Consider the following 12713-nt stretch of genomic DNA (forward strand, 5'->3'; position numbering starts at 1 on the left):
AGCAAACGACGCGCGCCGCCCGCCCGCGTCGCCACCGCAATCGATAGCGCGCCCTTGATGGGCCGCACGCGGCCATCGAGCGACAGCTCGCCGACAATCACCGTATCATCCAGGCTTTCGCACTTGAGGTCGCCGTTGGCCGTCGAGCGCTTCAAAAGAGAGCGGCTTGCTACGCCGATCAAGGCAGGTAACAAGCCGCGTAAGCCGGCATCGGTCAACCGCGAGCTGTCGTGTCTCTCGCGCATCTGCTCGATGGCTGTTGACAACGGGCTGATTCAGGCCAACCCGTGCAGCAAGGTAAAGCTCTTGCGTGAAGACAATCAGCGCACGCGATACCTGACCAACGCCGAAGAACAACAACTGATGACCGCCATCACCAAAAACGACGAGCGATTGCGACCGCTGATCATTCTCGCGCTCAACACCGGCATGCGGCAAGGCGAGATCATCGGCCTGACCTGGCCGCAGATTGATTGGCAGCGCAACCTCATCGTCGTCACCAACACCAAGACCGGCCTTGATCGCCTTATCCCGATGACCGAAGCCGTAAAAGATTTGCTCGTCGGGCTGTGGCGCGAAGCCGACCGCTCAAAGGCGCATGTCTTCGACGATAACACCGACCGGGCGAGTGAGGCATTTCGTCGGCTCGCCGCCCGCGCCGGCCTCGTGGATTTCAAGTTCCATGACCTGCGCCATACCTTCGCGACCCGACTGGCGCCGCACACGGACGCCTTCACGCTGGCGGCCTTACTCGGCCACAAAACGCTGGCGATGACGGCACGCTACACACATCCGACCGACGACGGCAAACGGCGCGCAATCGTCGCTTTGAACGGCCAGGCGAGCAAAGCTGGTCAAGAAAATGTCACAATCGATTTTCCGGCCAGAGTAAGCAAGGCCGGGTAGTTCTTTGAGTTGAGCAGTTAGAAGGCGGTGGGAGAGAAGGCGCGGGTTGTGATACACTCAACGGCCAGCCGGGCGCGCGGCTTGAGCGGCGCCCCAGTTCGGCCACCGCAACGCGAGGTGACATGACCAGTAACCGCCGCAAATTTGCAACGATTGAGACGGCCTCCGACAAGCCCGACGCGGGCGAGCCTGCGAAGGAAAAGCGCGTCGAATACCTGACGGCGCGGCAACTCGCGGAGGTTTTGCAGGTGAGCCAGTCCACCATTCATCGCCTGCGCCGCGCCGGGCGCATTCCGGCGGTCGAGCTGACCGGGCGCTTGATCCGCTTCAGCCTGCGCGACGTGCAAAAGGCATTGAAGGCGATGCAGGCGGCGCGGCCTCACGACGACGGCGAAGCGCCTCAGGATGACGAGCCGACGGCGCAACTCTCGTTCGACGATCTCTTCGCGGAATTCATCGAGCGATAACTTTCACGATGTCATCGACAATCGTTTGCGCGATGGCGTCGCGGCCCGAACGCGCCGCCGAGATCACTTCGCGCCGGCTCGCGGTTCTGAAGACGGCGAGCTTCGACGTTCCATTGACCGCATAAAACGGCGACTCCTCACCAACCAGCTTCGGCACCACGCTGACTCGCGCTCGCCCTTGATAGAGGCGGGCGCGGCCCACCAGACGAACGACGCGATGACTCTCGCGGCCAACTCGAATCAAATCGTCCGTCTCCTGGCTGATGCCGATGCGCGTCACTTCATCAAGCCGCGTGTCGGCGTTCATCAAGGCCTGCGCCAGTATCAACGTCTTGACGGCGGTGTCCCAGCCGTCAACATCGAGCGACGGATCAGGCTCGGCAACCCCTGCCGCCTGCGCGCTCCGCAAGGCTTCGTCGAACGACGCGCCGCGCTCCCGCATCTCTGTGAGAATGTAATTGGTCGTCCCATTCAGAACGCCGCGAATCTCGATCAGGCGCTCGCCCGCCAGCTCGTCGGGAATGCTCACGCCGGTCGTGCCGGTAAAGCCGAGCCGCGCGCCGCCCGTCTGTGCCGCCTGTTGCAGCGCCGCGAAGCCATGCACGAGCGGCCCCTTGTCCACGGTGACGACGTGAAGGCCCGCACGGAGCGCGGCGCTATTTAGATCGAGCGCCGGCTGACCGTCTTTTAAATTCGTCGGCAATGATTCGACCAGCACGCGAACGCCGGCCAGGGTAAGCTGATCAATGAAGGCGCGCGAGTCAGTGAGCGTGGATGAGCCGGCAAACTCGCGGAGGGGGCGGCCCACGGTTTTGTGATCAATGATACGCTGAAGCGCTTGATCGGATTCGACCAGGGTGCCGCCACTGCGGTCGGCCAGGGCGCGAACGCGCAAGCGGATGCGCGGATCGCCCATCCGCCCGATGTAATCAGCGAATGCGCGCCCGACGTTTCCGAATCCGAGCAGGGCGACGTCTACCTGATGCATAAGCGACTGGATCGGCTCGCGGTCGCGCACGGGTTCAGACGGTTTCGACGACGATTTCCGGCAACAAGCCTTTGATGTCGCGGACGACGCGGGCGACCTCTTCTTTGTCGCCGATAGCCATCATGAAAAACTTATAGCCGTTGTGAAAACAGATCAGGCCGTTGCCGAAAAGCCAGATGCTCGAAAGCATCGGGTTGCCGCCGAGCACCAGGCTGATGGGCAGGCCGGTGACGACGCCGCCGGTCAACGCTTCGGCGATCAAGCCGGCGCCGGCGGCAATGCTGAATGCGCCGAGCAACGGCGCGCCGACGTATTTAGCGGCGTCGCGCTGAAATCGGACGCGCGCCGCTTCGGCATCCGAGAGCTTGCCCTCAGCGACCAGTGTTTCTTGCTTCTTTAAGAATTTCTCGTAGCGCTCGGCGAGCTTTCTTAAACCATAAGGCGCGAGCGCCGAATGAAAGAGCCAGCTGCCGGCGCCGCCCGCGCCCAACAACGTCACGTCGAGCGACGCGAAGGCCGCGCCCATGCGCGTGCCGGCGACGAAGCCGAGTGAAACAACAGCGGCTTTGCCGGGATTACGCTTGGCCCAGCGGCGGGCGCTGGCGACGGCACTGGTTAGCGAGGAAGGCAGGCGCGCCGCCGACGCCGTGGTGCGCGCCGCGTCCGCCGCTTGCTCGTAATAGCGGCGCGCTTCGCCGAACAAATCGCCGGCTTTATCTTTGGCGTCGGCGGCGGCATCTTTGGCTGCCGCGACGCCTGTGTCTACGACCTCACCGACTTTTTTTTTAACGCCGGCCTTGTTGAGCGCATCGTCGGCGGTGTCAACGGCGCGCCGCGCCGTGTCGGTGACGCGCTCGGTTATGTGATGCTCGCGGTTGATGCGGCGGGCTTCCTGGCGCGCGTCGTCGAGCGTTGCGGTCGCCACGTCGGCGCCCTTGCGCAGCGCCTCGGTGGTCTTGCGCGTGCCTTCGTCGAGCTTCGACTTGAGCTTGTATTTCTCGTCCAGCTCGCGCGCCGTCTGTTGCGCGCGGCGTTTCAATTCATCCAGCTTGCTCGGCATGACTTACTCCTTACGATTTATCTTACCCCTGATGCGGAAGCGTTGGACAGCCAACAGCTCATACGCACCCTGATAAAAGTCTGTTCCTCACGCGCCGAAGATCGCCCGCGCGGCGCGAATCGTATTGCAATGCGCTTCGACCGTATCGGCAACGTCGCGCGCATAACCGCCGCCGAGCGTAATTACACACGGCACCTGGCGGGCGTGGCAAGCGGTCAGCACCATCTCGTCGCGCCGCTTGAGACCCGCGAGCGTCAAAGCGAGCCGCCCCAACCGATCATCGAAAAACGGATCAACGCCGGCCTGATAAAAAACGATGTCGGGGCGGAAGCCGTCAAGGGTCGTCGCCAGATGCAGCGCCAGCGCATACAGGTATTCCTCGTCATCCGTGCCGTCGGCGAGCCCCACGTCAAGCGTGCTCTGTTGCTTGACGAGCGGGAAATTCTTCTCGCCGTGCAGCGACAGCGTAAAGACTTCGGGGTCGTCCGCGAAGATCGCCGCCGTGCCATTCCCCTGATGCACGTCGAGATCGACCACCGCGGCGCGACGCAGCACCCCTTCGGCGCGCAGCACGCGAATCGCGATGGCAATGTCATTAAAGACACAAAAGCCCTCGCCGTGCCCGGAGAAAGCGTGATGCGTGCCGCCGCCGAGATTGGCCGCCACGCCATCAGCGAGCGCCGCGCGGGCGGCGGCGAGCGTGCCGCCTACAGAGACCCGCGAGCGCCCGACCAGCAGTTCGCTCCAGGGCAAACCGAGGCGGCGCACTTCGCGGTCAGTCAGAAGGCCCGCGACCAGGCGGTCATAATAATCCGCCGTGTGGACGAGCAGCGCCTCGTCGCGCCCGACCAGCGGCGAATGAAAGAGATGATGCGGGCGCAACACGCCTTCGGCGTCGAGCCGCTGGCGAATCATCGAGTATTTGACGATGGGGAAACGGTGCTGCGGCGGCAGCGGGATGACATAGCGATCCGAATAGAAGGCTTTCATTTACGCTTCATCACGAATGGGCACAGGGCGGCGGTCGTCATCAATGGCGACGTAGACGACCTCGGCTTCGGTGACGCGCACGCGCTGGCCGGGGTTCGAGACGCGGTCGGCTTCGACCGTCACCTTGACGGTGATCGACGTTCGCCCGACGCGCACCAGCTCGGTGTAAAAGCTCACCAGGTCGCCGACAAAGACCGGCGCGACGAAGACCACTTCGCGCATGGCCTTGGTAACGATCTTCTTCAAAGTGTGGCGGCGCACTTCAATCGCCGCCGCAATATCGATGTAGCTCAAGATGACGCCGCCAAAGATGGTACCGTGCGCGTTGGTGTCTTTGGGCATCAGCACCACGCGGATGGCCGGCTCGCGCCCCGGCATGTTGTATTCAAATCCGGTCTTCGATTCGCTCATACCCCATCAGCCTAATCCAGAAGGAAGGTAAAAGTAAAAAGTAAAAAGGTAAAAGGTCGGCAGGAAATTGAATAGATAACCAGTCCTATTTCTAGCTCGGCTCTGCACTTTTACCTTTTTACTTTTTACTTTTACCTTTTTCCGGTGCTACTGTCGCTCATATGGAACCGAGGGATGAAATCGTCGCGGCGGGCGGCCTCGTCATTGATGCAAGCGACGAGCAGACGCCGCGCGTCTTACTGGTGCATCGCCCGAAGTACGATGACTGGTCGTATCCAAAAGGCAAGCTCGACCCGGGGGAAACGATTGAAGCCGCCGCCTTGCGCGAAGTCGAAGAGGAGACCGGCCTGCGCTGTCGCATCATTCGCGAGCTGACGTCTGTGCATTACCTGTATCGCGGGCGCGGCGGCGAGACGCGGCCCAAGGTTGTGCATTACTACTTGATGGAAGTAACCGGCGGCGAGATTCATGTGAACATGTACGAGATAGACGAGGCCCGCTGGTGTACGGTGAGCGACGCGATGGCGCGCCTGCGTTACGATCACGACCGCCAGATACTGACGGCGCTGTTTGACCCGGCCCGGCGCACCCCCTGAAGAATTATCTTCACACGTCCGGGCCTTCGAGTAGAATGGCTTTGCCCCTCGACGACGACATGGGAGGTGTTGATGGCTGAACGCAAACCGCTGATTACCTTGACGACAGACTTCGGCGAAGCCGATTACTACGTGCCGGCGATGAAAGGCGCGATCCTGACGGTCAACCCGCAGGCCGAGATTATAGACCTGACGCATCAGGTTCCGCCGCACGACCTTTACGCCGCGGCCTTCATGCTGCTTTGCTGCTACACAGACTTCCCGAAGATGACGCTGCACGTCGTCGTCGTTGATCCGGGCGTCGGCACCGAGCGCCGGCCTCTGCTGGTGATGACCGACAACTATAACTTCATCGGCCCCGACAATGGCGTGTTCAGTTATATCTACCAGCGCGAGCACATCAACCGCATCGTTCACCTGAGCGAGACGCACTACTTCCGCCAGCCGGTGTCGAACACTTTTCACGGGCGCGACGTTTTTGCGCCGAGTGCCGGTTACGTTTCGAGGATGGTTGATTGGAGCAAGATGGGGGTCGAAATCAACGACCCCGTGCGCTTCAACACGCCGACGCCGGTGGTGGCGTCCGACAAACAGATTCGCGGCCACGTGCTGCACATTGATCGCTTCGGCAATCTCATCACCAACATCACCACTGCCGAGCTGCCCGTGGAGCGTGCCCGCGCCGGCGCCCGCATTCGCGTCGGCAAGCACGAAGCGGCGCGCGTTCTGAACACCTATGCCGAAGCCAATCCGGGCGAGCTCTTCGCCTACTTCGGCAGCGCAGGGTTTCTGGAGTTGGCCGCGCCGCGCCAGCACGCCGCCCGTATGATCGAAGCGCGGCGCGGTCTTGAAGTCGAAGTCCTACTTCCCTGAGTTGAGCCGCGAGCGCGGGCGACGAGCCCGCCGCTCCTCCAACACGCTAGCCTGGCCGCGCTCCCAGGCGCTCCTGGCGGCGAACCGGGCCCTGCCCAGGCGTTTTTAGCGCCTTCGTTGACAGCCCTCGGCGCGTCGCTTATCCTTCAATTTGGATCGAACCAGCGTCACTTACACACTCAGACCATGCAACGCGAAAGGAATCAAAGAAGATGTCGAGTGAAGCCAATGTGGCCAAAGCCGGCCTCGAAGGCATCGTCGCGGCGCAGTCTTCGCTCAGCGACGTGAACGGCATTGAAGGCCGCCTGATCTACGCCGGATATGACATACACGATCTCGCCCAGCACGCCGCCTTCGAGGAAGTCATCTACCTGCTCTGGAATTTGCGCCTACCCACCCGCAGCGAGCTCAATGAGCTGGAGCAGCAGATCAGCCGCGAGAGTCAGCTCCCCGAAGGGATTCAACAACTGATCCGCGCCATCCCGACATCGGCAAGCCCGATGGATATGCTGCGCACGGTGGTTTCGGCGCTGGCTCTATATGACGAAGAGGCCGGCGATATGTCGAGCGCCGCGAATCTGCGTAAAGCGGTCCGCCTGACGGCTCGATTCCCCATCATCGTCACCACGTTTCAGCGACTGCGCAACGGGCTGGAGCCGGTCACGCCGCGCCCTGACCTGACGATTGCCGGCAACTTTCTCTACACGCTGAATGGCACAGAGCCGGACGAAGTGGCGACGCGGACGATGGACGTTGCTTTGATTCTGCACGCCGATCATGAATTGAACGCTTCGACGTTTGCGGCGCGAGTGACGGCGGCGACGCTGTCGGATATCTACTCGGCAATCGTGTCGGCCATCGGCACGCTCAAAGGCCCGTTGCATGGCGGCGCCAACGAAGGCGTCATCAAGAACCTGCTCGAAATCGGCAGCCCCGATAACGTCGAGCCGTGGGTGATGAACGCTTTTGCCAACAAGCAGAAGATCATGGGCTTCGGCCACCGCGTCTATCGCACGGAAGACCCGCGCGCCACGCACCTGCGCGAGATGTCGCGGCAGCTCGGCGAGCGCACGGGCGAGAGCAAGTGGTACGACATGTCGCGCAAGATGGAAGAGGTCGTTAAGCGCGAGAAGCATCTGAACGCCAATGTCGATTTCTACTCGGCTTCGACCTACTACGCGCTCGGCATCCCGACCGACCTGTTCACGCCGATCTTCGCCTGTAGCCGCATCGCCGGCTGGACGGCGCACGTTTTAGAGCAGTACGCCAACAACCGCTTGATCCGCCCGCGCGCCGAATACGTCGGCCCGCGCGACCTGAAATACACGCCGATAGACGAACGCGGCTAATCAGTAGCGCGTTGGTAAGCCGCCCCACGCTCCGCTAGGGGCGCAGAACCAGCTTCTACGCCTCGGCTCGCTCCAGCAAAGCGCGCGTTGCCGCGAAGCGGTCAAGCTCGCGCATCGCCGCAAGGGCGCGGTCGCGCGCCGGCCCGATGTAAGGAACATAAGTCATATTGCCCAGCGCCGCCTGCGACGCATAGGTGCCGAGCGCCTTGAGCATTCGCTGCACGGTCATCAATCGTAGCTCGCGGCGGAATTCGGTTACGGCGTCGAGCGGCTGCGCCGACCTCGCCTTACCTTCGATGAAACGTTCGACCAGCTCGCTCATCAATTCCGCATCAAGCGTCGCGTAGGGGTCGCTGATCAGCGAGGCGACGTCATAACTCGCCGGCCCCATGCGCGCATCCTGATGATCGATGATGAACATGCGCTCGTCTTTCATCATCAGGTTGCGCGCGTGGTAGTCACGGTGGACCAGCACACGCGGGCAGGCGGCCAGCTCGCCGCAGAGCGACTTGAAATCCGCCTGCATGGCGTTGGCGGTCGCCGGATCGAGCTTCAGCTTCAAATAGCGGTTGATGAAGTTGGCAAAGAAGAAGCCCAGCTCCCAGCGTAGCTTCGCCTCGTCAAAAGCCATGTGCGAGCAGATCGAATCGGCTTCCAGAGCCAGTTTCGTGGCGCTCTGAATATCAACGATCAAATCGGCGGCGCGGCGGTAGGCGTCGCGGACCTCTGCCGCCGGGCGGTTCGTCATCCAATCCTGCAAGCGCATGTCGCCAACATCTTCAAACAGCATCAGGCCGTCGGCCCCTGATGTCGCCAAGATGCGCGGCACCGGCAGGCCGGCTTCGATAAACAGCCGGGTCGCTTCGATGTGCGCCAGCGCATTGCTGTGATAGGTGAGCCGCGCCGATGGGTTCACGGCTTCCATCCGCGCCAGCCGGTCAACCGCGCGCTCCGACTCATCGAACGGCTCGCCGTAGAGGCAGACGACCAGCGTCCGTCCCGCGGCAGCCGCGCGCAGGTAAACTCGTGTCGAGGCGTCGCCCGTCAACGGCGTGATGCGGACCTGATCCGCCGCCGCGTCAAGGTGACGCGCCGCCAGTTCTAACATTGCAGGTGGATAGGTACTTTCCATAAACGATGAATGAGAAATGATGGATGATGAATTAGGGGACGTCTGCCATCGCGATGGGGGCTCGCTCCGGCAGTTCATCATTCATCATTCATACTTCATCATTGTCTTTACAGGGGCACGATGAGGTTGTCGCCGACGAAGGTGCCGCGCTCGATTTCGTGGACGACCCGGCGACGCACGACCACGGCGTTTTCGATGACCGCCCCCGCCGGCACACGCACGTCATCGCCGATGACGGCGCGGCGCAATCGCGCGCCGCTTTCAACCTGAACGCGCTCCCACAACACCGAGCCTTCGACGCTCGCGCCGGGGGCAATCGAACAGCCCGCCCCTTGAATGACGGCGGCCCCGGCTTTTTTCATGAACATCATGCTCGCTTCGAGGTAGCGGTCGAGCGTGCTCATCTCGAACCAGTTGCCCTGCGTGACGTGCGCGATGACCGGCTCGCCTTCGGCAATCGCCCGCGGGTAGACGTGCATAGTCGAATGCGAGAAGCAATTGCGCGGCACGTAATCAAAGATGCGCGGCGACAACACCTGAATGCCGGTGAACATCAGCGGCGCAGGGTCGCTGGTCATGACCTTGCCGCCGGCGTCCGGCGCTCCGGCTTCGGCGCTCACGGCATCGGGAAAGCCGGCAAAGCGCGTGACCCGGCGCCGCGCGTCAACTTCGACGATGCTGAAATGCTCGCGCGCGACGTTCTCTTTCAACACCAGCGTGGCGATGGCGCCCTGCTCTCGATGCTCGCGGATCGCCGCTTGCAAATCGATATCAGTGACGATCTTGCCGTTGATGACGATGAAATCGTCATCCATCAACTGATCGCGGACGCGGTCAATCGCACCCGACGTGCCGAGTATCTCTTCTTCAAATGAATATTCAATGTTGACGCCCAACGCCGCGCCGTCGCCGAGCGCCCGGCGGATCGAATCGGGCTGATGATGAAGGTTGACGATGATGTCGCGGACGCCGAGCGCCGCCAGATAATCGACCGTATAAGCGATCAGCGGGCGGTTTAGGAACGGGATGGCCGGCTTGGTGCGATCTTCGGTCAACGGCCATAGCCGTGTGCCGAACCCTGCTGCGAGTATGACTGCTTTCATAAGGAATCGGGAGTCAGGAGTCAGGAGTCAGGAGTCAGAATTAAAGAGGAAGTCGGCGGCAGTGAGTACACTTGCAGCACCTCCTCTTCCATTCTGTCTTCCGACTCCTGACTCCTGACTTCTAAAAGACCAAATCTTCGAGCGGCACGCCACGCGCCTGACAGCGCTTTGCCTGAAGCTCTGGGTAGCTCTCGCGGAGCGAATCGGCGGCGGTGAACCCGGCCCGTTCTAGGATGCCCAGCACACGCGGTTCGTCGCCTTCGATCTCGATAAAATTGCCCATCGGCGTTTCGTCAAATGCGACTTCGACCGCCGCGTTGTCAAGCAATATCTTATAGGTCGTGCGGTACTTCTGATAGCGAAAGGCGCGATGATACCCCAGCCGCTCAAACAGCGCAATCAGTTTTTCGGGATCGCTGACCGCCGATTCAATCTCTTCGCGGACTTTCAAAGGCGATGCGGCGGTTTCCTGCGCCACGCCTTTATAAGTGATCCAGCCGCGACCTTCGACCGAGCGAACGCGCAGTGCCGCGCCCTGCTCGAAGAGTGTCCCACGGGCGTCGTCGAGCAGCCAGTTGTCTTCAAAGTGGCGCGGCCTGGAGAGCGCCAGCTCGAAGCCGGCGCGCGTCAGGCGACCGAGATCATCGCAAGCCAGCTTGACCTCGATTTCAAGGTTGTCTTTCATAAACGACCGCCGGCCCGTTGAATGTGGCGCAAGCTGTTAGCTTGCGCATTGAAGAGCGCAAGCTAACAGCTTGCGCCACGTGACAAACCGCTCTATTTCAAGCGCGTGCCGTTGGGCACGTCTTCGCCAAAGGTCGCAAGCACGGGCTTGCCGGCCTCGCCGGCCGACGCCGCCAGCAGCATGCCATTCGATTCCAGGCCGCGCAGCTTGCGCGGCGCGAGATTCGCCACGACGATGATCTTGCGCCCGACCACTTCTTCGGGCGCGTAATGCTCGGCGATGCCCGCAAGAATCTGGCGCGGCTTCTCTTCCCCGATGTCAATGACCAGCCGCAAGAGCTTGTCGGCCTTCGGCACACGCTCGGCTTCAAGGACGGTAGCGGCGCGCAGCTCAACCTTGATGAAATCGTCAATCGAGATGACGTTCGTAGGCGGCGCGGCGGCCTGTGTGGCACCCTGAGGCGCGGCTTCGGACGGCGCTGTGGCCGTTGGCCCTGTCGCGGGCGCGGTCGGCGCGGCGGCTTGCGTTGTTGTGTCTGCGGGTTGCGTCGCCGTTTGCGCGGCGTCGTCCTGCTGTTCGATCTCTGCCATGATTTTTTCCTTGTTCAATTTCGGGAATGCCGGGCTGATCTGCTCGATCTTCGCCACGTCAATCGCCTCGCCCCAGGTCGCGCCATTCGGGCTGATTGTGAGCGGGTCGCCCGCCAGCCCCATCTGTCGCCAGATGTGGCGGGCGCTTTCCGGCATCGCCGGCGCAACCAGCAGCACCAGGTGACGCAAGCCTTCGTACGCCGTCGCCAGCACCGCTTCCAACTTGCCGCGCGACGCAGGGTCTTTGGCGAGCTTCCACGGTTCGTTTTCGGTGATGAACTTGTCAACGCGCGCGATGCCCGCCCACGCCGCTTCAAGGCCGCGCGAGAAGCTCAATGATTGAAACTCTGCATCGAATCGCACCTTCGCTTCATTGATGCGCTCGCGCACGTCCGCCGCAAATTCGTCATCTGGTGATGGACGCGGCGGCGTGCCGGCGAAATAGTTGCGCACCATCGTCAGCGTGCGGCTCGCCAGATTGCCCAGCCCGTCGGCCAGGTCAGAGTTCACGCGGTCGGTGATCGCTTCGTAACTGATATAGCCGTCCTGCCCGAACGACACTTCGCGCAGGATGAAGTAGCGCACCATGTCCGCGGTGTAGAAACGCAGCAGCTCGTCCGGGCGCAGGACGTTGCCGAGCGTCTTTGACATCTTTTTGCCGCCCGACAGCAACATGCCGTGCGCATAAACGGTGCGCGGCACTTCGATGCCGGCGGCCATCAGAAACGACGGCCAGTAGACGGCGTGAAAGCGCAGAATGTCTTTGCCGACCAGATGCAGCGCCGGCCAGTAGCGCTCGAAGCCATCGTAGGTGTCGTTGCCCCATCCGAGCGCCGTGATGTAATTCGACAGCGCGTCGAGCCACACATAAATCGTGTGCTTCGGGTCGCCCGGCACAGGGATGCCCCACTTCACCGACACGCGGCTGACCGACAAATCTTTCAGGCCGCCGGCGACAAACGAGCGCACTTCGTTGCGCCGCGCTTCGGGCTGCACGAACTCGGGCCGCGATTCGTAGAGGTCGAGCAAGGGCTGTTGAAATTCAGAGAGCTTGAAGAAGTAGCTCTCTTCCGAGACGCGATCCAGCGGGCGCTCGTGCACCGGACAGATGGGATTCTCGGCATCTCCCTCCACTTCTTTGAACTCGTTGCAGTTGCCGCAGAACCAGCCGTCGTAAAATCCTTTGTAGATGTAGCCACGATCACTAAGAATCTGAAAGAGCTTTTGCACAGCCGCTTCGTGCGCCGGGTCGGTGGTGCGAATCCAGCGGTCATAGCTAACCCCGAGCGGCGCGAACGCCGCCTGGAATTCTTCGAAGATGTGGTCAACGTATGCTTTGATGGGCACGCCGCCCGCTTCGGCGGCGCGCTCGATGTTGATACCGTGCTCGTCTGTGCCCGTCAGCATGAAAGCATCGACGCCGCGCTGCCGGTGAAACCGAGTCAGCGTATCAGCGACCAGCGTCGTGTAGGCATGGCCAATGTGCGGCCTCGCGTTCGTGTAATAGATCGGTGTCGTGACGTAGAAAGTTTTTTTCATAACAAGTGACAAGTGACAAGTGAC

The 12713-nt window shown here is 61.8% G+C and carries 14 protein-coding genes; 5 read left to right on the forward strand and 9 right to left on the reverse strand.

What is annotated here, in order from left to right:
- On the reverse strand, nt 1–266 hold a 266-nt coding region (locus VJ464_16300), incomplete at its 3' end, for a magnesium chelatase domain-containing protein (protein ID HKQ06696.1).
- Between VJ464_16300 and VJ464_16305 the strand changes: the two genes are divergently transcribed.
- Entirely contained in the window at nt 253–906 is a 654-nt protein-coding gene (locus VJ464_16305) for a site-specific integrase (GenBank protein HKQ06697.1), read from the forward strand. The two genes, VJ464_16300 and VJ464_16305, sit on opposite strands and share 14 nt — an antisense overlap.
- Before the next feature lie 122 nt (nt 907–1028).
- A complete protein-coding gene (locus tag VJ464_16310; protein HKQ06698.1) occupies nt 1029–1373 on the forward strand; it encodes a helix-turn-helix domain-containing protein in 345 nt (114 codons plus the stop codon).
- On the opposite strand, the gene VJ464_16315 is transcribed toward VJ464_16310, so the two are convergent.
- The 4 genes from VJ464_16315 to VJ464_16330 all read right to left on the reverse strand — a co-directional run bounded on the left by VJ464_16315 (nt 1360) and on the right by VJ464_16330 (nt 4822).
- Nucleotides 1360–2361 (reverse strand): hypothetical protein, encoded by a 1002-nt coding sequence (locus tag VJ464_16315; GenBank protein HKQ06699.1) that lies wholly within the window; start codon nt 2359–2361, stop codon nt 1360–1362. The genes VJ464_16310 and VJ464_16315 overlap by 14 nt on opposite strands.
- Nucleotides 2362–2395: 34 nt before the next feature.
- Nucleotides 2396–3421 (reverse strand): hypothetical protein, encoded by a 1026-nt coding sequence (locus VJ464_16320; protein HKQ06700.1) that lies wholly within the window; start codon nt 3419–3421, stop codon nt 2396–2398.
- A gap of 87 nt (nt 3422–3508) precedes the next feature.
- Nucleotides 3509–4411 (reverse strand): histone deacetylase, encoded by a 903-nt coding sequence (locus VJ464_16325; GenBank protein HKQ06701.1) that lies wholly within the window; start codon nt 4409–4411, stop codon nt 3509–3511.
- Nucleotides 4412–4822 (reverse strand): acyl-CoA thioesterase, encoded by a 411-nt coding sequence (locus VJ464_16330; protein ID HKQ06702.1) that lies wholly within the window; start codon nt 4820–4822, stop codon nt 4412–4414. It lies immediately after the preceding gene.
- Nucleotides 4823–4983: 161 nt separating this feature from the next.
- On the opposite strand from VJ464_16330, the gene VJ464_16335 reads away from it, so the two are divergent.
- The 3 genes from VJ464_16335 to VJ464_16345 all read left to right on the forward strand — a co-directional run bounded on the left by VJ464_16335 (nt 4984) and on the right by VJ464_16345 (nt 7640).
- Entirely contained in the window at nt 4984–5418 is a 435-nt protein-coding gene (locus VJ464_16335; GenBank protein HKQ06703.1) for an NUDIX hydrolase, read from the forward strand.
- A 72-nt stretch (nt 5419–5490) separates the two neighbouring features.
- Nucleotides 5491–6291 (forward strand): SAM-dependent chlorinase/fluorinase, encoded by an 801-nt coding sequence (locus VJ464_16340; protein ID HKQ06704.1) that lies wholly within the window; start codon nt 5491–5493, stop codon nt 6289–6291.
- Nucleotides 6292–6503: 212 nt separating this feature from the next.
- Nucleotides 6504–7640 (forward strand): citrate synthase, encoded by a 1137-nt coding sequence (locus VJ464_16345; protein ID HKQ06705.1) that lies wholly within the window; start codon nt 6504–6506, stop codon nt 7638–7640.
- A gap of 55 nt (nt 7641–7695) precedes the next feature.
- Here VJ464_16345 and VJ464_16350 read toward each other — a convergent pair whose 3' ends face one another.
- The 4 genes from VJ464_16350 to metG form a co-directional block, all read right to left on the reverse strand.
- Nucleotides 7696–8772, reverse strand: coding sequence for a phosphotransferase (locus VJ464_16350; GenBank protein ID HKQ06706.1), 1077 nt, complete (start codon nt 8770–8772; stop codon nt 7696–7698).
- A 107-nt stretch (nt 8773–8879) separates the two neighbouring features.
- Nucleotides 8880–9875 carry an NDP-sugar synthase gene (locus VJ464_16355; GenBank protein HKQ06707.1) on the reverse strand — a complete coding sequence of 332 codons (996 nt, stop codon included), beginning with the start codon at nt 9873–9875 and terminating at the stop codon, nt 8880–8882.
- Between the two features lie 121 nt (nt 9876–9996).
- A complete protein-coding gene (locus tag VJ464_16360) occupies nt 9997–10560 on the reverse strand; it encodes a class IV adenylate cyclase (GenBank protein ID HKQ06708.1) in 564 nt (187 codons plus the stop codon).
- Between the two features lie 92 nt (nt 10561–10652).
- Nucleotides 10653–12689: a methionine--tRNA ligase gene (gene metG / locus VJ464_16365; protein HKQ06709.1), complete on the reverse strand. Its 2037-nt coding sequence runs from the start codon at nt 12687–12689 to the stop codon at nt 10653–10655.
- Nucleotides 12690–12713 lie beyond the last annotated feature (24 nt).

The sequence above is a fragment of the Blastocatellia bacterium genome (assembly GCA_035275065.1).
Classification (GTDB): domain Bacteria; phylum Acidobacteriota; class Blastocatellia; order UBA7656; family UBA7656; genus DATENM01.